This window comes from Ferrovibrio terrae, from assembly GCF_007197755.1.
Taxonomy (GTDB): domain Bacteria; phylum Pseudomonadota; class Alphaproteobacteria; order Ferrovibrionales; family Ferrovibrionaceae; genus Ferrovibrio; species Ferrovibrio terrae.
The window spans coordinates 3113159-3137582 of the sequence record NZ_CP041636.1; the positions used below are offsets into that span (position 1 = coordinate 3113159).

At 64.6% G+C, this 24424-nt stretch carries 24 protein-coding genes and 1 tRNA gene; 14 read left to right on the forward strand and 11 right to left on the reverse strand.

Annotation, left to right across the window (positions count from 1 at the left end; translation table 11 throughout):
- The first annotated feature begins 1 nt into the window (after position 1).
- Positions 2–1462, forward strand: a complete 1461-nt coding sequence (locus FNB15_RS15145) for a M81 family metallopeptidase (protein ID WP_144069514.1) — start codon at positions 2–4, stop codon at positions 1460–1462.
- Between the two features lie 57 nt (positions 1463–1519).
- Here FNB15_RS15145 and FNB15_RS15150 read toward each other — a convergent pair whose 3' ends face one another.
- On the reverse strand, positions 1520–2494 hold the full coding sequence (locus FNB15_RS15150; protein ID WP_144069515.1) for a Bug family tripartite tricarboxylate transporter substrate binding protein: 975 nt from the start codon (positions 2492–2494) through the stop codon (positions 1520–1522).
- A gap of 148 nt (positions 2495–2642) precedes the next feature.
- Here FNB15_RS15150 and FNB15_RS15155 point away from each other — a divergent pair, with 148 nt between their 5' ends.
- The 3 genes from FNB15_RS15155 (at position 2643) to FNB15_RS15165 (ending at position 4755) form a co-directional block, all read left to right on the forward strand.
- Positions 2643–3317, forward strand: coding sequence for a TetR/AcrR family transcriptional regulator (locus tag FNB15_RS15155; RefSeq protein WP_144069516.1), 675 nt, complete (start codon positions 2643–2645; stop codon positions 3315–3317).
- Positions 3317–4492 carry an aromatic ring-hydroxylating oxygenase subunit alpha gene (locus tag FNB15_RS15160; RefSeq protein WP_144069517.1) on the forward strand — a complete coding sequence of 392 codons (1176 nt, stop codon included), beginning with the start codon at positions 3317–3319 and terminating at the stop codon, positions 4490–4492. The genes FNB15_RS15155 and FNB15_RS15160 overlap by 1 nt, the downstream gene beginning before the upstream one ends.
- A gap of 71 nt (positions 4493–4563) precedes the next feature.
- Positions 4564–4755 (forward strand): YgaP family membrane protein, encoded by a 192-nt coding sequence (locus FNB15_RS15165; protein ID WP_144069518.1) that lies wholly within the window; start codon positions 4564–4566, stop codon positions 4753–4755.
- A gap of 9 nt (positions 4756–4764) precedes the next feature.
- Here the strand turns inward: FNB15_RS15165 and FNB15_RS15170 are convergent, their stop codons facing one another.
- Positions 4765–6915 carry a methyl-accepting chemotaxis protein gene (locus FNB15_RS15170; RefSeq protein ID WP_144069519.1) on the reverse strand — a complete coding sequence of 717 codons (2151 nt, stop codon included), beginning with the start codon at positions 6913–6915 and terminating at the stop codon, positions 4765–4767.
- A gap of 231 nt (positions 6916–7146) precedes the next feature.
- Between FNB15_RS15170 and FNB15_RS15175 the strand changes: the two genes are divergently transcribed.
- Complete coding sequence (locus FNB15_RS15175; protein ID WP_144069520.1) at positions 7147–7446, forward strand: acylphosphatase; 300 nt, start codon at positions 7147–7149, stop codon at positions 7444–7446.
- 26 nt (positions 7447–7472) lie between these two features.
- Here the strand turns inward: FNB15_RS15175 and FNB15_RS15180 are convergent, their stop codons facing one another.
- On the reverse strand, positions 7473–8156 hold the full coding sequence (locus FNB15_RS15180) for an NAD(P)H-binding protein (protein WP_144069521.1): 684 nt from the start codon (positions 8154–8156) through the stop codon (positions 7473–7475).
- 203 nt (positions 8157–8359) lie between these two features.
- Between FNB15_RS15180 and FNB15_RS15185 the strand changes: the two genes are divergently transcribed.
- Positions 8360–8782: a YciI family protein gene (locus FNB15_RS15185; protein ID WP_144069522.1), complete on the forward strand. Its 423-nt coding sequence runs from the start codon at positions 8360–8362 to the stop codon at positions 8780–8782.
- A gap of 39 nt (positions 8783–8821) precedes the next feature.
- On the opposite strand, the gene arsB is transcribed toward FNB15_RS15185, so the two are convergent.
- The 6 genes from arsB to FNB15_RS15215 form a co-directional block, all read right to left on the reverse strand.
- Complete coding sequence (gene arsB, locus FNB15_RS15190; RefSeq protein ID WP_144258775.1) at positions 8822–9841, reverse strand: ACR3 family arsenite efflux transporter; 1020 nt, start codon at positions 9839–9841, stop codon at positions 8822–8824.
- A 49-nt stretch (positions 9842–9890) separates the two neighbouring features.
- Positions 9891–10409 carry an arsenate reductase ArsC gene (locus FNB15_RS15195; RefSeq protein ID WP_144069523.1) on the reverse strand — a complete coding sequence of 173 codons (519 nt, stop codon included), beginning with the start codon at positions 10407–10409 and terminating at the stop codon, positions 9891–9893.
- A complete protein-coding gene (locus tag FNB15_RS15200) occupies positions 10381–10740 on the reverse strand; it encodes an ArsR/SmtB family transcription factor (protein WP_144069524.1) in 360 nt (119 codons plus the stop codon). The genes FNB15_RS15195 and FNB15_RS15200 overlap by 29 nt, the downstream gene beginning before the upstream one ends.
- Before the next feature lie 66 nt (positions 10741–10806).
- A complete protein-coding gene (locus FNB15_RS15205; protein ID WP_144069525.1) occupies positions 10807–11994 on the reverse strand; it encodes an MFS transporter in 1188 nt (395 codons plus the stop codon).
- A gap of 6 nt (positions 11995–12000) precedes the next feature.
- The gene (locus tag FNB15_RS15210; RefSeq protein WP_144069526.1) at positions 12001–13437 is read right to left on the reverse strand and encodes an NAD(P)-binding domain-containing protein; all 1437 of its coding nucleotides are present in this window, start codon (positions 13435–13437) and stop codon (positions 12001–12003) included.
- 50 nt (positions 13438–13487) lie between these two features.
- Complete coding sequence (locus FNB15_RS15215; RefSeq protein WP_144069527.1) at positions 13488–13865, reverse strand: ArsR/SmtB family transcription factor; 378 nt, start codon at positions 13863–13865, stop codon at positions 13488–13490.
- Positions 13866–13973: 108 nt separating this feature from the next.
- Between FNB15_RS15215 and FNB15_RS15220 the strand changes: the two genes are divergently transcribed.
- From FNB15_RS15220 to FNB15_RS15240, 5 genes are all read left to right on the forward strand, one after another.
- Entirely contained in the window at positions 13974–14534 is a 561-nt protein-coding gene (locus FNB15_RS15220; RefSeq protein ID WP_144069528.1) for an RNA polymerase sigma factor, read from the forward strand.
- A gap of 21 nt (positions 14535–14555) precedes the next feature.
- A complete protein-coding gene (locus FNB15_RS15225; RefSeq protein WP_144069529.1) occupies positions 14556–15503 on the forward strand; it encodes a FecR family protein in 948 nt (315 codons plus the stop codon).
- A gap of 96 nt (positions 15504–15599) precedes the next feature.
- On the forward strand, positions 15600–18041 hold the full coding sequence (locus FNB15_RS15230) for a TonB-dependent siderophore receptor (RefSeq protein WP_144069530.1): 2442 nt from the start codon (positions 15600–15602) through the stop codon (positions 18039–18041).
- 5 nt (positions 18042–18046) lie between these two features.
- The gene (locus FNB15_RS15235) at positions 18047–19255 is read left to right on the forward strand and encodes a PepSY-associated TM helix domain-containing protein (RefSeq protein WP_144069531.1); all 1209 of its coding nucleotides are present in this window, start codon (positions 18047–18049) and stop codon (positions 19253–19255) included.
- A 322-nt stretch (positions 19256–19577) separates the two neighbouring features.
- Positions 19578–19808 carry a hypothetical protein gene (locus tag FNB15_RS15240; protein ID WP_144069532.1) on the forward strand — a complete coding sequence of 77 codons (231 nt, stop codon included), beginning with the start codon at positions 19578–19580 and terminating at the stop codon, positions 19806–19808.
- Between the two features lie 28 nt (positions 19809–19836).
- On the opposite strand, the gene lipB is transcribed toward FNB15_RS15240, so the two are convergent.
- Positions 19837–20505 (reverse strand): lipoyl(octanoyl) transferase LipB, encoded by a 669-nt coding sequence (gene lipB / locus FNB15_RS15245; protein WP_221932844.1) that lies wholly within the window; start codon positions 20503–20505, stop codon positions 19837–19839.
- A 122-nt stretch (positions 20506–20627) separates the two neighbouring features.
- On the opposite strand from lipB, the gene FNB15_RS15250 reads away from it, so the two are divergent.
- From FNB15_RS15250 to FNB15_RS15260, 3 genes are all read left to right on the forward strand, one after another.
- Entirely contained in the window at positions 20628–20864 is a 237-nt protein-coding gene (locus tag FNB15_RS15250; protein WP_144069534.1) for a FliM/FliN family flagellar motor switch protein, read from the forward strand.
- A gap of 75 nt (positions 20865–20939) precedes the next feature.
- Positions 20940–21026: transfer RNA gene (locus FNB15_RS15255), tRNA-Leu, on the forward strand.
- A gap of 123 nt (positions 21027–21149) precedes the next feature.
- Complete coding sequence (locus FNB15_RS15260) at positions 21150–23456, forward strand: NADP-dependent malic enzyme (RefSeq protein ID WP_144069535.1); 2307 nt, start codon at positions 21150–21152, stop codon at positions 23454–23456.
- Here the strand turns inward: FNB15_RS15260 and FNB15_RS15265 are convergent.
- Complete coding sequence (locus FNB15_RS15265) at positions 23453–24340, reverse strand: LysR family transcriptional regulator (RefSeq protein WP_144069536.1); 888 nt, start codon at positions 24338–24340, stop codon at positions 23453–23455. The genes FNB15_RS15260 and FNB15_RS15265 overlap by 4 nt on opposite strands.
- Positions 24341–24424 lie beyond the last annotated feature (84 nt).

A 24424-nucleotide genomic window follows, 5' to 3' on the forward strand; every position in this document is an offset into this window, starting at 1 on the left:
CATGACCCGGAGAAAACGTCTCGCCGTTGCCCGCCTCTGGCATGAGGGCAACAGCTTCACCCCGTTGCCGACGACACTGCCCGATTTCGAGCGCCGTGAATGGTTCGAGGGCAGCGAGGGCCTGGCGCGCTATCGCGGTACGGGCACCGAGCTGGGCGCGGTCGTCGCCTTTGCCGATATGCATCCGGACTGGGAGGTCACTGTGCTGCGCTGCGCCTCGGCGCCGCCGGGCGGGCCGGTGGAGGACGCGCTGTATGAACGCATCGTCGCCGACATGCTGCGCGGTCTCGAGGGCCAACACTGGGATGCTGTCTATCTGTCGCTGCATGGCGCGCTGGTGGTGGAGAGTGAGCCGCAGGCGGACCTGATGCTGCTGCGCCGGGTGCGCGCGGTGATCGGCGACGCGGTTCCGCTGGGCGTCAGTTTCGACCTGCATGCCAACATCTCGACCGAACTGCCACGACTGATCGATTTTGGCTCCGGCTACAAGACGCATCCGCATATCGACATGGACCAGACGGCGGCGCGCGTTCTGGCCGAGCTGGCACGGTTGGTGAACGGTGGCGCGAAACTGTCGGGCACGGTGAAAAAGCTGCCGGTGCTGCTGCACAGTTTCAACATGCGCACCGCCGCCGGCCCGATGGCGGATACCGTCAGCGATGCGAAGGCGGCGACCACGGGCAGCGTGAAGGACATCACTGTGTTCGGCGGTTTCGTCTGGGGCGACAGTCCCGATGCCGGCGCCAGCATTCTGAGCTGGGCCGAGACAGAGACGGCCGCGAAAGCTGCCGCTGATGATATCGCGCAGAAGCTGTTTGCGCGGCGCGAAGAATTCCGCACCTCGCTGCCGACGCCGGCGCAAGGTCTGCAGGCCGCGCTGCAGAAACCCGGCCTTGTCTGCGTGGTCGAGCCGAGCGACAATCCGCTGTCGGGCGGTATCGGTGACACCACCGGATTGCTGCGCGCCCTGCTCGATATGAAGATCGATGGCGAGGCGGTCTTCGCCTTCCTCTACGATCCCGATCTGGTGCAGGCCGCGACGACGGCCGGCATCGGCAAAACGATCACGGCCAAACTTGGCGGTCGCATCGCGCCGCATTTCGGCGCGCCAGTGGAGGCGAGGGCCGAGGTCGTGGCGCTGACCGATGGCCGTTTTGTCAATGAAGGTCCGTTCGAGACCGGCATGGCGGTCGATCTGGGCGAGACGGCAGTGCTCAAGACCGGCAACGTCAAGGTGATCGTCACCTCCAGCAGTCAGGCCGGCATAGATCCGGCCTATTTCCGGCTGCATGGCATCGACCTGGCGAAAATACGTCTGATCGCCGCCAAGGCGAAGAACCATTTCCGCGCCGCCTTCGTCGAGCGTGCCGCGATCATCGTCGATGTCGACACACCCGGCCCGGCGGCGCTCGATCTCTCGGTGCTGCCGTTCCGGTATCTGCCGGCGGGCATGGAGACGTAGTCAAAAGGAAAGGCGGCTGTTGAGGCCGCCTTTCCGCTATTGCGCTGGCTTCGACGCTTAATCGATCCTGGCGCCCGAGGCCTTCACGGCCTTGGCCCATTTCTCGATCTCGGTCTTCATCAGGTCGGCCAGCACCTGCGGCGAACCGCCGACGGGCTCGGCGCCCTGCTGGTCGAACTGCGCCTTCATCTCCGGCGACTTCAGGATCGCGTCGATTTCCTGGTTCAGCTTGGCGACGATCGGCGCCGGCGTCTTGATCGGTGCATACATGGCGAACCAGGCGGTGGCGCTGTAGTCCGGCAGGCCCTGCTCGGCAATCGTCGGGATATCCGGCGTCGACGGCCAGCGCTTCGGCGTGGTGACGCCGAGCGCCCGCAGCGCGCCCGAGCGGATATGCGGCAGGGCAGATGGCAGGTTGTCGAAGGTGAATTGCACGTTGCCGCCCAGCAGGTCGGTCAGCATCGGGCCCGAACCGCGATAGGGCACATGCACCAGGTCAGTGCTGGTCATGGTCTTGAACAGTTCGGCCGAGAGATGGCCCGAGGTGCCGTTGCCCGGCGTGCCGAAATTCAGCTTGCCCGGCTGCGATTTGGCCAGCGCGATGAACTCCTGCACGTTCTTGGCCGGAACGCTCGGATGCACGACCAGCACGTTCGCCACCATGGCGATCAGCGACAGCGGCGCGAAATCCTTCACCGGGTCATAGCCCAGCTTGTTGTACAGGCTGATGTTGATCGAATGGGTGCCGATGGTGCCCATCATGATCGTGTAGCCGTCGGGCTCGGACTTCGCGGTGTATTCCGTGCCGATATTGCCGCCGGCGCCGGCGCGATTGTCGACCACGAACTGCTGGCCCAGCCGCTCGCTCAGTTTCTGCGACACATGGCGGGCCAGGATGTCGGTGGTGCCGCCGGCGGGGAAGGGCACAACCACCTTCACCGGCTTGGTCGGATAGGCCTGTGCGAAAACTGCCGAGGAGAGCAGCAAAGTGGCGGCAGCGGCAGCGGAGAAAAGCGTCCGGGTAAAGGTCATCAGCGTCGTCTTTCTTATGTTCGTTTCGCTTCAGCGAGCGGACTCGCCGGGGCCGCATTCTAGGCCTGCCGGGCTGCTCTGCCCACGGATTTGTTTGCAATCGTATGTGATCTTGTTAGATTGAATTGAATTCAATATAGTTGCCGCCATGACCACTCAGCCAGCCAGACCGCGCCTGCGCGTCTCCGCCGCCGAACTGCTGCCGCCCGATCTGCCGGCTTCGGCGCGCGGCAGCGAAACACGTGACCGTATCCTGAAGGCGGCCGCCAAGGTCCTGATCGCCGGCGATGGGCAATGCGAGATCGCCGATGTGGCGCGCGCCGCCGGCGTGTCGGCCGGCCTGAGCTATCACTATTTCACCTCCAAGGCCGGGCTGATCGCCGCCGTGGTCGAGGCTTTCTACGACCGCATGGAAGCCGCGGTCATGGAGCCGAACCCGAAACCCGGTGCGGGCTGGGGCGAGCGCGAACGGCTGCGGCTCGAGCGCATGGTCGATTTTTACTATGGCGAACCTCTCGCGCCGCTGATCCTGACGCGCCTGAGCCGCACGCCGGATGTGGCGGCCGTGGAAGCCGCCCGGCTGGCGCGGCATATCGATCTCGCCGCACGCAATGTCGAACTGGCGCAGCAGAAGGGCGAGATTCCCACCGACCTCGATGCGCATCTGTTGGGTGCGATGATCCTGGGCGGTTTGCGCCAGGCGATTGGCCAGGTGCTCGGCATGACCAAGCGTCCCACGCGTGACAAAATCACCGACCAGCTCTGGTCCTTCATCGCCGGTACAGCCCAGTTGAAACCTGTGAAAAAGAAGGCGGCGCGCTGATGCAGCCTGCTTTGCAGCGGGAATGGCTCGGTCGCGTGCGCGATCACATGGTGTCGCGCACGACGGATATGGCCGAGACAGTGACGCGTATCGACATCGCGCGCTACACCGACCCGCAGCGGCTCAGCGATGAGCAGGCGCTGCTGCGCCGCACGCCGGTTTTCGTCAGCTTCTCGTCGAAGCTCACCAAGCCCGGCGATTTTGTCACGCATGACCTGCTCGGCCTGCCGATCCTGGTGTTGCGCGACATGGACGGAACCCTGCGCGCCTTCCTCAATGTCTGCCGCCATCGCGGCGCCAAGCTGGTCTGGGACAAGGGCGGCTGCGGCAAACGCGCCTTCACCTGTCCCTATCACGCCTGGAGCTATGACCTGCGTGGCACGTTGCGCGGCATTCCGCATGAGGCGGGTTTCGCAGGATTGGACAAGACACAGCACAATCTGGTGCGGCTGGCCGTCACCGAAGCCTTCGGCCTTGTCTTCGTGCTGCCTGATCAGTCGCAGCCGGACTACGATTTCTCAGGCTTCTTCGCCGGCATCCGCGACGATCTCGAAGGCTTTGGCCTCGGTAGTTCCATTTTGCATGACGAGCGCGAGATCGGGCTCAACTGCAACTGGAAAGTCGTGGTCGAGGGCGGGCTGGAAACCTATCATGTGCAGCATGCGCACAAGCGTACCATCGCGCCGATGTTCGCCGACAACGTGGCGGTGGCCGACCGGCTCGATCCGCATATGCGGCTCTACTTCACCAAGCGTAATGCGGCTGAACTGCTCGGCGAAGACGCACAGGGCACCATCCGCGACTACGGCAATCCGCTCTATTACATCTTCCCCAACCTGATCATCCTGGTGCAGCCCGATCATGCCACCGTGCTGGCGGTGCTGCCCAAAGGCACGGATAACTGCATCGTGCATGGCGGCGCGCTGGTGCCGCCGGCCACGGAGAGGGGCGATGCGACCGGCACGCCCAAGGCCGACGCGCACTGGGACCGCAACGTGAAGATCTTCTGGGATGCGCTGGATGAGGATTTCCAGATGGGACAGGCGATCCAGGCCGGCTTCCGCTCCGGCGCCAACAGTCACATCACCTTCGGCCGTTTCGAGCAGGGCTGCGCCTGGTTTCATGACAGCCTTGACCGCCGGCTTCAGCCTGCGCGGCAGACGAACGGTACTTGATCCAGGTCAATTACAGACGTAGCGAGAATGCATAGATTGCCGGGTAGAGCACATCCACGCCCGAGGAAAACATGCAAAGCAATGTCGGTGACTTCGACCGCATCCTGCGCATCGTGGCAGGCATACTCCTGCTCACTTTCGCCGCCATCTATCAGGGCGAGGAGCGCTGGTTCGGCCTGATCGGTGTGGTGCCGCTGCTCACCGGCCTGTTCCGTTTCTGCCCGGCCTATACGCTGCTCGGCATCGCGACCTGCCGACGCTGAGCCGGCGCTTCATGCCCTGAAGAAGGCGACCAGTTCGGCGAGGTCGGCCGACTGGTTCGCCAGTTGCTGCGCCGAGGCCGAGGTCTCCTCCACCAGTGCACCGTTGCGCTGGGTCATCTCGTCCATCTGCGCCACGGCGGTATTGATCTGCTCCAGGCCGCTGGCCTGCTCGCGGCTGGCAGCGGCGATTTCGGCCACGATATCCGACACCTTCTTGATGGCGCCAACGATCTCGACCAGCGATGCACCGGTCTGATTGACCAGCGTGGCGCCGGTCTTCACCTGTGTATTCGATTCCGTGATCAGCCCCTTGATGTCGCGGCTGGCATCGGCCGAGCGCTGGGCCAGTGCGCGCACTTCCTGTGCCACGACGGCGAAGCCCTTGCCGGCCTCGCCGGCACGGGCGGCTTCCACCGAGGCATTGAGCGCCAGCAGGTTGGTCTGGAACGCGATCTCGTCGATCAGGCCGACAATGTCGGAAATACGTCGCGCGCTTTCCTCGATCCGGGTCACGGCGTGCACCGCCTGCTGGGTGATCTCGCCACCCTTGTCGGCGGTGTTGCGCGCCGCCGTCGCCAGCTGGCTGGCCGCCTGGGCGTTGTCGGCATTCTGCTTCACCGTGGTGGTAATTTCATGCATCGAGGCGGCGGTCTCCTCGATGCTTGCCGCCTGGCTTTCGGTGCGCTGCGCCAGGTCCTGGCTGCCCGAAGAGATTTCCGCCGAGGCTAGCTTGGTCGCACGCGCGCTGTCGCTCAGTCGTCCGGCGAAGTCGCGCAGGATTTCGCTCATCCGGTTGGAACTGCTCGTCAGTTCGCCGAAGACGCCGCCATACTGGCCGGCCACGCGTTTGCTCAGGTCGCCATCGGCCATGGCGCCCATCACGCCGGCCAGTTCGCCGGCCATCTCCTGCAGCATACCGGCCAGGCCGTTCATCTGCTGCGCCAGGTCGCGGAACACGCCGTCCAGGCCGGCAGTTTCCACACGGCGATCCAGTGCCCCGCCGCCGATCGCGGTGCAGAATTCGGCGATCTGCTGGCTGATGCGCGCATCGCGCTCGCGGGCTGCGGCGGCCTCGCGCTGCTCGTCTTCCAGCCGCGCCTTCTCGGCGGCATCGGCCTGTGCCTTCTCGATGGCATTCTGCTTGAACACGCCCAGCGCGCGCGCCATGTCGGCCACCTCGTCGGAGCGTTTCAGATCTGGCACCGACTGGCTGTGATCTCCGGCGGCCAATGCTGTCATCAGCCCGGTCATTTGTGCCAGCGGTCGCCCGATGCTGCGGCCGATCACGAAGGCCACGGCCAGGCTGAACACCGCCACCACCAGCAGGCCGATGGTGGCGCCCAGGCCCGCCTGGCTGCGTTTGTCGGCGGCCGCCTGCTTGGCGCGATTCATTTCCTGCAGATTATGGGCGAAGAGCATATCCACGCGGGGCAGCAGCACATTGGCGGCGGCTTCCAGCGCCTCATTCCCGTTGCGGACTGACAGCGTGCCCTGCACCAGTGCGCTGAAATCACGCTGATAGGTATCCAGCAGCGGCAGCTGCGCCGCCATGCCGGCCTGTTCCAGCGCGGCGCGGAACTGGTTGCTGACTTGCGTGAAACGCTCCAGATAGCTGGGATTGCGGCGCAGGATGAAATCCTTTTCATGCCGGCGCAGCGTCAGCATCAGCGACAGCAGGCGATGATCGTTGGCATCCTTCAGCGAGGTTTCGATCGCATGCACCGCAGCGCGCAGCGAACCCTGCAGGCCGCTGCTCTCGTTGTAGCCCAGCCTTTCCCAAAGCTGGCGGTAGGATTCGAAACGCTGCTGATAGACGTCCAGCGCGGCCTGGGCCTCGATCAGATCGCGCTTCAGTTCGTCCTGCTTCGCCATGCCGGTCATCATGTCGACTTCGCTGCGCGCCTCGGCCACGAACTGCTTGGTGGTGTCGGCCAGTCTGGCATCGGGATTGGCGTCGAAATTGCGCTCGCTCAACCGGGCGCTCAGGAAGGCGCTGCGCATCTTGGCGGTGTGTTCGACCAGGGTGGTGGCCTGCTGGTCCGCCTCCATCAGGATGTCGACCTGCCGGCTCATCGCCGCATAGAAGCCGGTGATGACCACGAAAGCGATCAACACGATCACGCCGATGCTGATGATTTTGGTTCCGACCCGCCAGCGCATGCCTGCCCCCTATGGATGATGATTTAGCCCCGTGACCCCACACTCATTGTGATTGCATGACCCTATTATGATATAACCCAGAGGAATTATCTTACCGCGACGCAGCATTTTCAGGATCAGCATTTTTCGTGCTTTTTGCCGCCCGGCCGGTGGCGGGTCGCAATTGCGGGTAGTGAGGCCGGCGCCAGATCACTCTGGCCGGATCAGCGCGGCAGGGGCTAGACTTCCGCCATGAGCAAGCTGTCACGCCGCTATTTCGTCACGGGCCGGGTGCAGGGGGTGGGCTACCGTTACTGGGCCACCACCCGGGCCAAGGCCCTCAACCTGGTCGGCTGGGTGCGCAACCGGCGCGATGGCCGGGTGGAAATACTGGCCTATGGCGAGAAGAGCGATCTCGACAGCCTGGGCCAGGACCTGCATGCCGGCCCGGAAGCCGCCCAGGTCGATGCGGTCGAAGAGGGACCGGTGACACCGGAAGAGGCGGAGCTCGCCGCCGGCGCCACCAAGTTCTCGCAGACGCCGACGCTATAGCGGCGCCGACGCCGCAGTCGCCCTGCTTACAGCGCGTTGATATCTGCCACTTCCAGAATCTGCTTGGACACGCGCGTGCGCGCCACCGCGATCATCGCCTTGCCGACCTGCCGCGTGGTGGTGAGCGCGGCCTGCGGCCACAGGAACTTCACCAGTGACAGATACGGCATCAGCAGGACATACGCCGCGCGGTAGACTTTGCTTTTCGGCTTGATGCCATCCAGCGGCTCGATCACGCCGGGGCGGAACATATAGGCCGCCTTGAACGGCAGTTTCAGCAGTGCATTCTCGGTGCGCCCCTTCACGCGGGCCCACATGATCGGCCCGCGCTCGCTGCTGTCGGTGCTGCGGCCGGAAACGTATGTGAAGACCATCTGCGGATTGCGCTGCGCCAGCGCGGTTGCAGCCGCCAGCGTCAGGTCATGCGTCACGCGCGTGTAGGCTGCCTCGCTCATCCCGGCCGACGACACGCCGAGACAGAAGAAGCAGGCATCGAAACCCGACAGCCGCTCGGCGATGGCGCTGTAGTCGTACATGTCGGTATGGATCAGGTCGTCCAGCTTGGCGGCTTCAGGGAGACGGCCCATGGGCGTCTCGCGCGCCGGGCTGCGGCCGAGAGCGACCACGCGGGTCACGCCGGGATCGAGCAGGCATTCGCGCAGCACCGCCTGGCCGACCATGCCGGTGGCGCCGAAGATCAGGATGTTCATGCCATACCTCCCTTGATGGGCCAAGCTTAGCCTGAGGGGCTGGCGCGGGGCAGGGCGGCGGTCACACTTTGCCCGGAAACCCCGGATAAAATAATTTGCCGCCCGGATGTCGGCCCGGCAGGGGCGCCGGCGTCCTTTGAGGCAGGGCGGTCGTTAGGGCTGCCACCCAGACAAGTCATGGGAAAACCCCAGAGGAGACGACAATGCGCGTGATGGTGATCGTGAAGGCAACCAAGGACAGTGAAGCCGGCCTGCCGCCGTCCAGTGAACTGCTGGAAGAGATGGGCAAGTTCAACGAGCAGCTGGTCAATGCCGGCATCATGAAGTCGGGCGACGGCCTGAAGCCCTCGTCGCAGGGCAAGCGCATCGCTTTCGATGGTGCCAGCCGCACGGTCTATGACGGGCCGTTCGCCGAGACCAAGGAGCTGATCGCCGGCTACTGGCTCTGGGAGGTCAAGGATATGGACGAGGCGGTGGCCTGGGCCAAGCGCTGCCCCAACCCGATGCCGGGCCCGAGCGAACTGGAAATCCGTCCCTTCTACGAGATGGAGGATTTCGCCGCGGCGATCACGCCGGAAGCACAGGCCACTTTCGACCGCGTCCAGCACAAGCTGGACAAGGCTTGAGGCTGCAGCGGCACCGGAGGCGATCCGGTGCCGCCCGTTTCACCTCCGCGCGCGCTCGTACCAGCCGCGGCTGGCATTGACGATGTGAACCACCGTCAGCATCACGGGCACCTCGATCAGCACGCCGACCACGGTGGCGAGCGCCGCGCCGGACTGCAGCCCGAAAATGCTGATAGCGGCAGCGACGGCCAGTTCGAAGAAGTTGCTGGCGCCGATCAGCGCCGAAGGCCCGGCGACACAGTGCGCCACGCCGCATTGCCGGTTCAGCCAGTAGGCCAGACCGGAATTGAAATAGACCTGGATCAGGATCGGCACCGCCAGCAGCGCGATCACCAGCGGATGGCTGACGATCTGCTCGCCCTGGAAGCCAAACAGCAGCACCAGCGTCACGAGAAGCGCGACCAGCGAAACCGGGCCCAGCTTTCGCTGCATCTGCTCCAGCGATCCATTCGCCAGCAGCACGCGCCGCCAGATTTGCGCGATGATCACCGGGATCACGATATAGAGGCCGACCGAGAGCAGCAGGGTTTCCCACGGAATGCTGATCGAGGACATGCCGAGCAGCAGCCCGACGATGGGCGCGAAAGCCACCACCATGATCGCATCGTTCAGCGCCACCTGGCTGAGCGTGAAATGCGGCTCGCCATCCACCAGGTTACTCCAGACGAACACCATGGCGGTGCAGGGCGCCGCGGCGAGCAGGATCAGGCCGGCGATGTAGCTGTCGATCTGGTCGGCCGGCAGCCAGGGCCGGAACAGCCAGCCGATGAACAGCCAGCCCAGCAGCGCCATCGAGAAAGGCTTCACCGCCCAGTTGATGAACAGCGTCACGCCGATGCCGCGCCAGTGCTGTTTCACGTCGCCCAATGCGCCGAAGTCGATCTTCAGCAGCATGGGAATGATCATCAGCCAGACCAGCACGGCAACGGGCAGGTTGACCTGCGCGATTTCCAGTCTGGCGATGGCGTGGAACGCGCCGGGCAGCCAGTGGCCAAGCGCAATGCCGGCGAGGATGCACAGCGCGACCCAGAGCGTGAGGTAACGCTCAAACAGGTTCATCGCCGGCTTTTTCGTCTGCAAAACGGCGCCGTCCATCACAATGCGACCGTCACGAGGCCGCCGACTGGTTTTTGCCGATGGCGCGCAGGCGGGTTTGCAGCGTCAGTTCATCCAGCGCCTTCAGCGGCAGGCTGGTGAAGGCGCGGATGCGGTTGGTTAGCATTTTGTATGTGTCGGCGAAGGCCAGCCGCTGCTCGACCTCGTTCTCAACCACCGCTGCCGGATCGGGCAGGCCCCAATGCGCGGTCATCGGTTTGCCGGGCCAGATCGGGCAGACCTCGCTGGCGGCGTTGTCGCAGACGGTGAAGACGAAATCCATCTGCGGTGCACCGGGCGCGGAAAACTCGTCCCAGGATTTCGAGCGCAGGCCGCTCACGTCATGGCCGCTCTTGCGCAGCAGGTCGAGCGCCATGGGATGCACGTCGCCCTTGGGGAAACTGCCGGCGCTGTAACCCTTGAACAGGCCATTACCGAGTTGATCCATCAACGCTTCGGCCAGAATGCTGCGTGCGGAATTGCCGGTGCAGAGGAAAAGGACATTAAACAGTTTTGCGTCTTGGTCGGGCATCGGTTTTGGTCCGTATGGCAGAGGTGGGCAGGCAGAGTTCGGGGCGTCCGCTGCAGCAGCGGTCGGAGAGAAAGGCGATCACGCCGTTCATTCGTGTGATATCGACGGCATAGATCAGCGACCGGCTGCTGCGCTGCTGCGTGATAAGCCCCGCGCCGCGCAACTGCGCCAGATGGAAGGAAAGCGTAGGAGCGGGCACAGCGAGCGCCTCGGCCAGTGCGCCGGCCGACAGGCCCGACGGTCCGGCTTCCACCAGCTGCCGGTAGATCGCAAGGCGCGTATCCTGCGCCAGCGCCGCGAAACTCCGCACGGCATCCTGATCGGAAATCATTTTCATATTTCCAGATTTATCAAAATATAGGTGATGCGCCAGTGAAGGTTTTGTGACGGCGCTCGGCTAACTGCTGGCGTGTGCTTCGCTGGATGCCGTGCGCAGCATCAGCATGGCGGCGAAACCGGCCACGCAGAGTCCGGAGGTGAACAGCAGCACATACTGGCCGTACCATTCGAGCAGGAGCGCAAAGACGAAAGGCGCTCCCGCCTGTCCGAAGCGGGCCGGCGCGACCAGCCAGCCCTGACGGCGGCCGTAGCCTGCGGGCCCGAAGATCACCAGCGGCAGGGTGCCTTTCGCAATCGTCATCACACCGTTGCCCGCGCCATGCAGGAGCGTGAAGAGATAGGCCGCTGGCGCGCCAAACAGCAGCAGGGCGGCGACGCCAAGCGGATGTGTGATCGAGGCAAGCCGCGCCGAGAGCAGCGGATGGAATTTCTGCAGCAGGGTGTGCTCCAGAATGCGGGCCGCCACCTGCGCCGGCCCGACCAGTGCGGCGGCGGCAATCGCCACCGTCTTGGTGGCGCCGGCGGCTTCCAGGATGCGCGGCAGATGCGCCGCCATGGCCGTGCTGGTGATCCAGGTGACGGCGAAGGCGAAAGCCAGCAGCAGCATCGGCCGGCTGAACAGTGTGGCGTCGACGCTTTCCGCCGTGGCCGCCGGTGCGGTCGCATGCGCACCGAGTTCGCGCGGGATGAGCAGCCGGTTGAGCGGCAATCCGATCAGGAGATGCGCGCCGGCCCAGACAAAGCAGGTGACGCGCCAGCCCCATTCGGCATCGAGCAACGCCGAGATCGGCCAGCAGACCGTGCTGGCGAAACCGGCCAGCAGCGTGATCCCGGTGATCGCGCTGCGTGAGGACTTGCCATAGATCGCCGTGAGGGTGGCGAAGGCGGCTTCATACAGGCCGATGGCCATGCCGAAGCCGATCAGCAGCCAGGCAGCGACGAAGACGACAAGGTTTGGCGCGGCACCCAGCAGGGCAAGACCGGCGGCGAAGATCAGGCTCGACAGCGTCAGGATGTTGCGGCCGCCGAAACGGTCGATGCGATGCCCGACACCGGGACCGATGAAGGCGGTCAGCAGCATCGCGGCCGAGAAGGCGCCGTAGATCCAGCCGGTCGAGACGCCGAAGTCGGCCGCCATCGGCCCGGCCAGGATCGCCGGCAGATAATAGGTCGAACCCCAACCCAGCGTTTGTGCGGTGCCCAGGGCAATGACGACGAGGGTGCGTCGGTCTTGTGAAATCGGCATAAGTCCTCAGCAGCAGGCGTTGGCGGCCACCGGCTGTGCCGGCTTGCCGGCTTTCAGGTTAGCATCGTTGGCCTTGCTGCAGCAGGCGGTCGCCGCGGGCACCGGTTCGGGCGTGCCGCAGCAACTGGTGCCGCAGCGTTCGCCGTCACCCTCGGCGCCGGTCACTTTAGGCAGGTTGGTGCTGCACACGCCGGTTTCCGGCAGGTCGAGCTGGATATCATCGGCGGCGACCATGTCGCCGGCCAGCGCCGCCACAATCGAGCGCACCTGTTCATAGCCGGTCGCCAGCAGGAAGGTGGGCGCGCGGCCATAACTCTTGATGCCGGCGATGTAGAAGCCGGTATCAGGCTGCGCCAGTTCGCGATGGCCATGCGGACGCACGGTGCCACAGGAATGCACATTGGGATCGATCATCGGCGCCAGCACGCGCGGGCTTTCGGTGGCCGGATCGAGATCGAGGCGGACTTCGCGCAGCATGGTCAGGTCAGGCTGCTGTCCGGTGGCGGCGATGATGCGGTCGACTTCCAGCATCTGGTCGTCACCACCCGGTGTCGCCAGCGTCACCTTCAGCGTATCGCCGGTCTCGATGCGCGTCACGGTCCTGTGCAGATGCAGGTCGATGCCGCCGGCCTTCACCAACCTTTCCAGTGCCTGCCCGAGTGCGCCGCGTGCCGCCAGTTTGTCATTCGCACCGCCGCCAAAGAGACGCGCGAGGCTTGCGCCGCGGACCGCCCAGATGATTTCAGTGCCGGGGGCGCGCTGTTTCAGCTGCGCGAGATCAAGCAGTACATTGGCGGCGGAATGCCCCGCACCGATCACCAGCACGCGCCTGCCGGCATACTGTGCGGTGTCCCTGTCGAGAACGTCCGGCACGCCATAGGCGATCACATCGGTGGCAGCGGTCTCACCGGGCACCGGCAGGCCGTTGGTGCCGATGGGGTTGGGCTGCGACCAGGTGCCCGAGGTATCGATCACGGCCGAGGCGAGTTGCTCGCGGGTCTGCCCGTCATTTGTTTCGACAATCACCGAATAGGGCGCATGTTCGCGGCCTGCGGACTTCATCTTGTCGAAGCCAAGACGGCTGACGCCGGTGACGCGCGCGTTGAGGTCCAGCACCGCGGCGATCTCAGGCGTGGCGGCCAGCGGCTGCAGATACTGCTCATACAGCTCCGTGCCGGTCGGATGCGCGCTGCGCTTCGGCGCCTGCCAGTTGGTTTTGTCCAGCAGCGCGCGCGCGGCCTTGTCGATATTGTAGGACCAGGGCGAGAAGAGCTGCACATGGCCCCAGTCGCGCACATGGGCCGCGACAGTGTCGCCAGCCTCCAGCAGTTTCACCGGCATGTTGCGCGCGATCAGATGCGCGGCGGCGGCAAGGCCTACAGGCCCGGCGCCGATCACGATGACGGGCAGGGCGGCGGGGACGATCTTGCTATGGGCGGTCATGTTGTTTCCTTCGGTGTTCGTCGAAATACGAATAAGCGGGCCAAATTTTTTTACAGGTCGCCGATCAGATGCTGCATGCGGCGCAGCTTCTCCAGGTCGATGCAGTAGCAGGGGCGGTCGCCCTCGATCTCGCCTTTGACCAGACCGGCATCCTTCAGGATGGTCAGGTGCTGGGAGGCGGTGGAGGGGGCGACCGGCAGCAGGTCGGCCAGCTTGCCGAAGTAGCAGGCGCCGATGCGCAGCAGGTTGCGCAGGATCAGGATGCGGACCGGATGACCGAGCGCCTTGGCCAGCATCGCCAGTTCCTCATCCGCCGGCCGGAGGGATTCGGCGAGGGCAGCCGGGGGCAGACCAGTGGTGCAGCAGCCATCCTCCAGTGCGGTGGCATGGCTTTCGGGTTTGGTCGCGGAGGTAATCTTGTTCGTCATTCGACGAATAACATATACGCCTGGATTCAGGTGTCAATCAGCATCTGCGCAGGACTTAATTGCGATTAATTCTCATATAGGTTATGCCTGCCCCACTTCCGGGGGACCATGATCACCATCCGCGACATCTTGCTGGCGGCTTTTTCCGAGCACCAGGACAGCCTGAAGCGCTTCCTGGCCCGGCGGCTGGGCAATGTCACGCTGGCCGAGGACCTGGCGCAGGAAACCTGGCTGCGCGTCGCCAAGATCGATGGCGCGGGCGATGTCGACAATCCGCGCGCCTATCTGTTCCGCATCGCTGCCAATCTCGCGCTGGATCACCAGCGCCATGTCAATCGCGGCGTCGAGGTCGAGGCGGGGCCGGATCTGCAGGGCATCGCCGACCACAGCCCGACGCCAGAAAACATCGCGCTTCACCGCAGCGAATTCAGTCGGCTGCTGCGCGTGGTGGAGGGCCTGACGCCGCGCTGCCGCGAGGTCTTCATTCTCGCCAAATTCGAGGAGAGGACCTATGCCGAGATCGCGGAAACGCTGGGGATCAGCCGGAATACCGTGATCACCCATATGGTGGCAGCGCTGTCGGCGATCGAGCGCGCGATGGGGCCGGAAGCCGAGGCGGAAAAAAACGCCGGCGGGTCCTCACTCGGTTTGCCGCGCCGACCGTCTTAAGTACAGACGCCAAGAGATCCGATGACCGAGCCCCAGCACCATACTAAGCCCCTGATCGACGAGGCCCTGCACTGGCTGGTCGTTCTGCGCGAGGACGACACCCCGCAGACGCAGGCGGATTTCCGGGTCTGGCTCGACTCCGGGCCGGAGCATGCTGCCGCCTGGCGACGCGCACAGGATGTGTGGCAGCGCGCCGACATTCTTGCACCGGCTATGAAAGAGACTGCGAATGTTGTGTCGCTGCCACCGCGCCGCGCTGCGGTGCGCTGGATGTCTGCCGCCGCGGCCTGTCTGCTGTTGGTGCTGACCGGCTATGCCATTGCCTCTGCTGACCTGCTGGCCGACCATCGCACCGCGACGGCGGAACTGCGCAGCATCAGCCTGAAAGACGGCTCGGAGGTGCAGCTCAGCAGCGCCACGGCACTCTCCGTCGAGATCGGGCAGGACGCGCGCATCGTCACGCTGCACAGGGGCGAGGCGCATTTCAGCGTCGCGCCGGATGCCGCGCGGCCGTTCATCGTGCGCGCCGCCGGCGGCCAGACGCGGGCGCTCGGCACGGCGTTTGACGTGAAGATCGTGTCTGGCGGCGCCATCGTCACCGTCACCGAACATGCCGTCGCGGTGCGCGCGCCCGATGGCCAGACCGGTAATGCCGTCGAAGGCCAGCAGATCCGCTACGGCGCGGCCGGCCTGTCGGATGCCAAAGCCGTCGATATCGCCGGCGCCATGGCGTGGCGGCGCAACCGGCTGGTCTTCTACGATGCGCCGCTGGGCGAGGTGGTGGCCGATCTGGAGCGCCATCGCCTCGGCCGGATCATCGTCACTGATGCACGGCTCAAAAGCCTGCCGGTCACGGCGGTGTTCGACAGCGCGCAGACCGATGCGGCGATCGAGACGATCGCGCGCACGCTGCCGGTGAAACTGCGGCAGTACGGCACGCTGCTCGCGGTCATTTCCCCCGCCGACTGATTTTTTTCAGATTTCCTCTCATAACCCCCGCCGGGTCCGGGCGTCATACAGTCATGCAGGCGCAAATGCGTCGCAATCTTAATATTGAGGAAGGGCATGTCCGTGGGTCAGCAGGTGCCGTCGCGTTGCAATTATTCCAAAGCCAAAGCAAACACTTACAAGGCCCTGTTGCTGGCCAGCGGCGTGGCCTTCGCCCCGGCTGCGGTGCTCGCCCAGGCGACGGACGTCCAACTCGCCCAGGCCACTGCGCAGACCCGTGGCTTCGACATCGCCGCGCAGGGCCTGCCACAGGCGCTGGTGCGCTTCACCGAAGTGACCGGCCTGCAGCTCTTTGTCGACGGCAACACCACGCGCGCGCTGCAGTCGCCCGGCGTGCGCGGCACGATGACGCCGGAAGCAGCGCTGGTCCGCCTGCTCGAAGGCACCGGGCTGACCTATCGCTTCATCAATCCGACCACGGTAACGCTGGTCGAGGCGCCGAAGTCGGGCGCCGCCGCCGTGCTGCCGACCCTGACGGTGCAGGGCGCGCGCGGTGTGGAGGAGAATGCCTGGGGTCCGGTTGAGGGCTATGTCGCCACGCGCAGCGGCACCGGCACCAAGACCGACACGCCGCTGCTGGAAACGCCGCAGACCATCACGGTGATCACGCGCGAGCAGATGGACGAGCAAAAGCCGCGCCAGATCGGTGAGACGCTGCGCTACGTCGCCGGCGTGCGCGCCGAGTCCGGCGGCTTGCAGATGCAGCATGACGGCATCCAGATGCGCGGCTTCAACCAGTTCGCCGGCTATCTCTATCGCGATGGCACCCGCGAATTGCCGCAGGCCTTTCTCGGCTTCCATGCGCCCGAGCCCTACAACATGGAACGCGTCGAAGTGATCAAGGGCCCGGCCTCGATTCTCTACGGTCAGAATTCGCCCGGCGGCCTGGTCAACATGGTGACCAAGCGACCGACCGACAAACCGATCAATGAAGTGGAAGTGCAGGGCGGCAGCTTCGAGCGCAAGCAGATCGCCGCCGATGTCGGCGGCGCGGCGACCGACAAGGTGTCGTATCGCCTGGTGGCGCTCGCGCGCGACAGCGAAACCCAGGTCGATTACGTTGATGACAACCGCATCTTCCTCGCCGGTGGCCTGACCTTGCGCCCGGGCGACAATACCACCGTGACCCTGCTGATGGATCATCAGCGCGATGACTCGCTGTATCTCTACGGCCTGCCGTCGGTTGGCACCGTGCTGTCGAGCGCGAATGGCAAAATCCCGCTCAACCGCTTTATCGGTGAGCCGGGCTACGATTCCAACACGCTGATCAAGACCTCGTTCAGCGCGCTGACCGAGCATCAGCTCAGCGATATCTGGACCCTGCGCCAGACCCTGCGGTTCAGCGATCACGATTACGATGCGCAGAGCATGTTCCTGGGCACGCAGGTGGGCACCGGCCCCATCTATAATCGCAATATCCAGCGTCGCCTGGCGGCCGGCCGTGTCTTCACCGCCGACCAGCATGCGGAGGCGAAATTCGAGACCGGTCCGGTCAGGCACACGGCGATCCTCGGCTTCGACTACCAGCATAGTTCGCTGGATGTGATGACCGGTAACGGCACGGGCGCCGGCGGCCAGATCAACATCTTCTCGCCGACCTATGGCGTCGCCACGGTGACGACACCGGCCTTCACCAGCGGCTCGGACCAGCGCATCGTGCAGATGGGGGCCTATTTCCAGGACCAGATCAAATACGACAACTGGGTTCTGCTGCTTGGCGGTCGCCAGGATCGCGCCGTCAACGACAACTACAACCGCTTCACCCAGAACAAGGCGCACCAGGACGACCAGGCTTTCACTGGCCGCGCCGGCCTGATGTATCTCTTCGACTCCGGCCTCGCGCCCTACATCTCCTATGCCGAATCCTTCGAGCCGGTTGGTGGCACCGACTTTGCCGGCAGCCAGTTCGTGCCCGAGACCGGGCAGCAACGTGAGATTGGCGTCAAGTTCCAGCCCAAGGGCTATGACAGCTTCATCACGGTCTCTGCCTTCGACCTGAAGCGGCAGAATGTGACGACGACCGATCCGGTCAACACCGGCTTCAGCATCCAGACCGGCGAAGTGACCTCGCGCGGCCTCGAGCTGGAGGGCAAGGCCAGCCTCAACCGCGAACTCGACCTGATCGCCACCTACACCTATCAGGATGTGGAAGTCACCCGCAGCAACGGCACCGATTTCGGCAAGCGCCCGGTGCGCGTGCCCGAGCATATGGCGTCGCTCTGGGCCGACTATACTCTGCGCAGCGGCGAGGCCGCCGGTCTCGGCTTCGGCGCCGGCGTGCGCTATATCGGCAGCAGTTATGGCACCAGCACCAACACCTTCGAGGTGCCGGCCTTTGCCCTGTTCGACAGTGCCGTGCATTACGACTGGCAGAATTTCCGCTTCGCGGTGAATGCGGCCAATCTGTTCGACAAGGAAAACCTGACCTGCAGCTCGGCGACGAACTGCAGTTACGGCATCGGCCGCACCATCATCGCCTCGGTGCGGTATCGCTGGTAATCCCCATGCTGGACGGGGTTGCCACGCGGCCCTTCTGGCTGCTGGTTCACCGCATCGCCGGGTTAGCGACGGCAGGGTTTCTGTTCGTCGCCGGTCTGACCGGTGCGGTGATCGCGTTCCATTTCGAACTCGATGCCTGGTTGAACGCCGATATATTCCACGTCGCCGGCGAGGCTCCGCCGCTGCCGCTTGAAACGCTGGTCGGGCGCGTGGAGGCGTCCGAGCCCAGGGCGACGGTGCGCTATGTGCCACTGAATGCGAAGCCGGGTGAGAGTTGGCGCCTCAGTCTGCGCCCCCGGACCGATCCACAGACCGGTCAGCTGTTCAATCTCGGCTACGACCAGATCTTCGTCGACCCGGCGACGGGCGCGATCCTCGAACGGCGCCAGCGCTTTAGCGATCGCCTCGACCGCCGCCACATCGTGGGTTTCCTGTACGAGTTGCACTATCGCCTGCATCTGCCTGGTCGCTGGGGCGCCTGGCTGATGGGGGGCGTGGCCCTGATCTGGCTGTTCGACTGCTTTGTCGGAGCCGCGCTCACCCTGCCGAAGGCGCGACCGCTGCTGCGGCACTGGAGCGTTTCATGGCGGATCAAGCGACCGGCCAGTCAACGCCGGCGTTATCTCGATCTGCACCGGGTCGGCGGATTGTGGCTCTGGCCAGTGCTGGTGGTGCTGGCGTTTACCAGCATCTACTTCAACCTGAACCGCGAGGTCTTCCGCCCGGTCGTGTCCCTGTTCAGCACGCTGACACCGACGCCGTTCGACCAGCGTGCGGCGCTCCCACCCGGCAAACAGCCGGCCCGGAGGCTCGGTTTTGCCGAGATCGCGATCCGGGCAGCAGCCGAAACGGAACGGTTCGGGTGGGCCGACCGGCCCGGCGGCATCTCATACAATGCCGCCTACAGCATTTACGCGGTGCACTTCTTCCCCGGCCAGTCGGATTATGGCGCCGGGTCGAACCCGCCTTATCTCTATTTTGATGCCCAGGACGGCCGCCTGCTTGCCGCCGAAATTCCCGGGCAGGGCACGGCGGGCGACGTCTTCCTGCGGCTGCAGTTTCCCCTGCATAGCGGCTGGATCGCCGGCCTGGCAGGGCGGGTCACCGTGGCCATCGCCGGGCTGATCACCGCGATGCTGTCGGTGACCGGGGTCATCCTGTGGTACCGCAGAGGTCGCAAAGCCAGGGCGACGCCCACCGCAGGTCCGCTCTGAACTGATTGCCGCCGGCCTGTCTGCGCAGCTTGCCCGCCTTTCGCTTTAGGCTTGACCAATAACGAAAGTTGCCATATTGTTCTATATATAAGTTATTGTTTTGCGGGGCTTATCAGGAAATAAGAAAGAATAAGCATCAAATAAGACGGGATAGGATGCGGGTAAGCCGGGATTGGGCCTTTGCCGGATTTAAACAGCTGATGTAAGCCAGTAGAGATTTGTCGGGAGCGCCGCAGGATAAGCGGGCAGACGCTGCAGCCTGGTCTGAGAATTTAACTTTGAAAGTTTAAACAAGATCATGATTACAAAGAAAAAATTCAGAATGACACTCAAGGAGTGGGTGATCTGTTATGTCGGCGCGCTCGGCCTGGGCGGCCTTGGCTGGGTGGCGACCGGCAACCAGTGGGTCGGCTTTGGCAGTATCGTCATCTTCACGGCGGTCTACGTGCTCTGGCTCAAGGCGAAGAAGGCCGCCGCCGAGCCGGTCGTGATCTCGACCGAAGGGCTCAGCCGCCAGCAGAAGCGCGACATGAAGCGGAAGGGAAAGATTTAGATTTCAGTTTGTTATGATAAATATCTGATCAAGTAGTGCAGCTGGTGCCAAGGCGATCGAGCAGGGCGCCTTCTACAGTGTCACGTAAGATCAGGTCGACCTCTGGCAGCGTCGGCGTCAGGCCCAGATCGGCCAGCGAGGTGACGCCGAAAGGTTCGGCCGCCGTGTTCTGGATGCCGCAGGCGACGATGCCGCCGTAATGGTCCAGGTTGGGATCGACGTTCAGGCTCAGGCCGTGGAAGGTGATCCAGTGGCGGACCCGGACGCCGATGGCGGCGATCTTGTCCTCGCGGCCCGGCCCCTGGTCGGGGCGGTCGACCCAGACGCCGACCCGGCCGTCGCGGATCGCACCGGTGACGTTGAAGCGGGCGAGGCTGGCGATCACCCAGTCCTCCATCCGGCAGACGAAGGCGCGGACGTCGCGGCCGCGCCTGGTCAGGTCCAGCATCAGGTAGACCACCCGCTGGCCCGGCCCATGGTAGGTGTACTGGCCGCCCCGGCCGGTGGCGAAGACCGGAAACTGGGGGGTTAGAAGGTCGGCGGGTTTGGCCGAGGTGCCGGCGGTATAGAGCGGCGGATGCTCCAGCAGCCAGATCGCCTCGCTGGCCCGGCCGGCGTGGATGTCCGCCACCCGGGCTTCCATCGCGGCCTGGGCGGCCTCATAGGCCACCGGAGCGTCGCTGATGATCCAGTCCACCGGTCCGGCCGGGGTCTGGAGGATCTGGTTGGGGGGCGGAAGGACGGGAGGCATGACCTTAAGACTGTGCTAACCTTGCAGGGGTTACTTAAGCCCTGCGACGGCCCAAAGGAAGGTTTGGTATGGCGACCAATGCGGTCAACGACGTTTCGGTCGAAATCTCGGTGGTGCTGGGCAAGGCCACCATGCCGATCCACCAGGTGCTCAAGGTGGGCCGTGGCGCCGTCATCGAGCTGGATGCCAGCGTGGATGACCATGCCTGGATCTTCGCCAACAACAAGCTGATTGCCCGCGGCGAGATCGTGATTTCCGGCGAGAAGGTCGCCGTCTCGATCACGGATACGATGTCGGACGATTAAAGCTGCGTTTTTAAGGCCTTGGGCAGCCTTGAATACCCCGGCGGGATTTGCTATTCCCCCGCGTCGCCCGAAAATGCGGTCGTGGCGGAATTGGTAGACGCGCAGCCTTGAGGTGGCTGTGGCCGAAAGGCCGTGAAAGTTCGAGTCTTTTCGACCGCACCATTCGATCGACACTCTCCTTTATTCCCAGTGCTTTCATCTGAGGGCAGGCTGTTGTAAGCCTGATTTCCCCCACGGCATCCCGTGCCGGGATGCCCTGATCGTACTGATCCTGCGAGAGTTTTTATGACATCCGATCTCGACCGCGCGGCGCTGGAATACCACCGGCTGCCGAAGCCGGGTAAACTCGAAATCACCCCCACCAAGCCGCTCGGCACCCAGCGTGACCTGGCGCTGGCCTACAGCCCCGGCGTCGCCGCCGCCTGCAACGCCATCGTCGAGGATCCGGCCCAGGCCGCCGAGCTGACCGCGCGCGGCAACCTGATCGGCGTGATCTCCAACGGCACCGCCGTGCTGGGCCTGGGCAATATCGGGCCTCTCGCCTCGAAGCCGGTGATGGAAGGCAAGGCGGTACTGTTCAAGAAGTTCGCCGGCATCGACGTCTTCGACATCGAGATCAACGAAACCGATCCCGACAAGCTGGTGCAGATCATCGCGGCGCTGGAGCCGACCTTCGGCGGCATCAACCTGGAAGACATCAAGTCGCCGGAATGCTTCGTGGTCGAGCGCGCGCTGCGCCAGAAGATGAAGATCCCGGTCTTCCACGACGACCAGCACGGTACGGCGATCACCGTGGCGGCTGCGGTGCTGAACGGGCTGCGCGTGGTCGGCAAGACGATCGAGGATGTGCGGCTGGTCGCCAGCGGCGCGGGCGCTGCGGCGCTGGCCTGCCTCGATCTGCTGGTCGAACTGGGCGTGAAGAAAGAGAATATCGTCGTCTCCGATATCGTCGGCGTGGTCTACGAGGGCCGCACCGAACAGATGGACGAGTTCAAGGCGCGTTATGCGCGGCCGACCAACCACCGCACACTGGGCGACGCGATTGCCGGCGCCGACGTCTTCCTCGGGCTGTCAGCCGCCAATGTGCTGAAGCCGGAGATGGTCGAGAAGATGGGGCCGAAGCCGCTGATTCTCGCGCTGGCGAATCCGACACCGGAAATCCTGCCGGAAGCGGCCAAGGCGGTGCGGCCCGACGCGATCCTGGCGACCGGGCGTTCGGACTACCCGAACCAGGTCAACAACGTGCTGTGCTTCCCGTTCCTGTTCCGCGGCGCACTGGATGTCGGCGCGACCACGATCAACACCGAGATGGAACTGGCCGCCGTCCGCGCCATCGCCGATCTTGCCATGGCGGAAATCTCCGATGTGGTGGCGCGCGCCTATGGCAATGACGAGGACCTGAGTTTCGGTCCGGAATACTTCATCCCGAAGCCCTTCGATCCGCGCCTGATCCTGCAGATCGCGCCGGCCGTCGCCCAGGCGGCGATGGACAGCGGCGTGGCCACGCGACCGATCACCGACATGAAGGCCTATCGCGAAGGGCTGGAGCGTTTCGTCTATCGCACCGGTTTCGTGATGCGGCCGACGTTTGAGCGCGCCAAGCGCAAGCCGCTGCGCCTGATCTATGCCGAAGGCGAGGACGAGCGCGTGCTGCGCGCCGCCCAGATCGTGCTGGACGACAAGGTGGCCGTGCCGACCCTGATCGGCCGCCGCGCCGTGGTGGAAAAGCGTATCGAGAAGCTCGGCCTGCGCCTGAAGATCGGCGAGAATGTCGAACTGATCGACCCCGAGCGCGATGATCGGTACCACGAATACTGGACCGGCTATCTGGCGCTGATGAATCGCAAGGGTGTGGCGCCCGATGACGCCCGCATCATGATCCGTACCAACACTACCGTGATTGCTGCCATGGCGGTACAGCGCGGCGAGGCGGATGCGATGATCTGCGGCGCAGTGGGGCAGTATGACCAGCATCTGCCGCATATCCAGGATGTGATCGGCCTGCGCAGCGGCGTCACGCTGCCGGCAGCCATGCAGCTCCTCGTCTTGCCGCACGGCATGCTGTTCATCACCGATACCAATGTCAGTCTCGACCCCACCGCCGAGGAGATCGTGGCGATCACGCAGATCTCGGCCGACGAAGTGCGCCGCTTCGGTGTGGTGCCGAAGATCGCGCTGGTGTCGCATTCCAATTTCGGCACCTCGTCGTCGCCTTCGGCTCTGAAGATGCGCGAGGCGACCCGCCGCCTGCACCAGCTGATGCCCGATGTGGAGATCGAGGGCGAGATGAAGGCCGATGCCGCCGTCTCGGAAGCGATCCGCGAGAAGCTGATGCCCGGCAACGGCCTGAAGGGCAGCGCCAATTTGCTGGTGATGCCCAACCAGGATGCCGCCAATATCTCGGCCAACCTGGTGCGCCAGATGGAGCAGGGCTTCTATGTCGGCCCGATCCTGATGGGCATGGCGAAGTCGGCGCATATCGTGTCGCGCAATGTCACCGTGCGCGGCCTGGTCAATATGAGCGCCGTCGCCGTGGTCGATGCGCAGGATCATGCCGAAGGCGTGATGGGGCGCGGGGCTGCCGGCGCTTAATGCCCCAGCACGGCGCGGTCGGTGGCTGCGTCCCAGTCATGGCCGGCGGCGAAATCGCGCAGCTGCGCCAGTGCGGCATGCGTATCGTCGCGCCAGAGCAGTCCGATGCGATGCATGTCGCGCAGTTCGGGCAGGGTGAGCGTGGCCACCGCATCGCTGATCAGCCAGTGCGGCAGCAGCGCCACCCCGATCCCTGCTTCCACCAGCGCCAGTAACGCCGCATCGCTCTCGGCCCGGCCGATGATGCGCGGCCGTACATTCAATCCGTCGAACAATTTCTCCGCTGCCGGCATGATTTCCGCCTGCGGCCGGATCACGAAGGGCTGATCCTGCAGATCGCTGATCCGTGCGCTGTTGCGCCGGGCCAGCGGATGCTTTGGCGGTACGGCCAGCAGGTAGCGCTGGCGGAACAGCGTCAGGCTGTGGTCGTCGCTGTCATCGCCGAGCGGCAGGATGGCGGCGTCGATACGGCCGAGATCGAGCCGGCGCGTCAGCGTGGCAGCCGGCGCTTCCAGAATCTCCAGCGCGACATCGGGATGGGCAGAGGCGAAACCGCCGAGCAGGGCGGTCAGCCGGCGTTGCGGCAGGCCGGGAATGTAGCCGAGCCGCAGACGCAGTTTGGTTGGCCGGCCTTCCTGGCGCAGGTCGTGCCGCGCCGCCGTCCACTCCTGCAGCAGCAGGCGGGCGCGCGGCAGGAAACGGGCGCCGGCCGGGGTGAGTTGCGGCGCGCGGCTGCGCTCGAACAGACTGGCGCCCAGCGACTCTTCCAGTCGCTTGATCCCGGCCGACAGCGTCGGCTGGGTGACGTTGGCGCGTTCAGCTCCGCGGGTGAAGCTGCCGGTTTCGGCCACGGCCATGAAATAGCGGATCAGGGTCAGGTTCATCGGCCATAGAAAAACCCTATCCAGTTGATAAAAACAATCGATTTTCTCTATTTAGCCTTTCGCGGTATCACGGAAGCCAGAGGA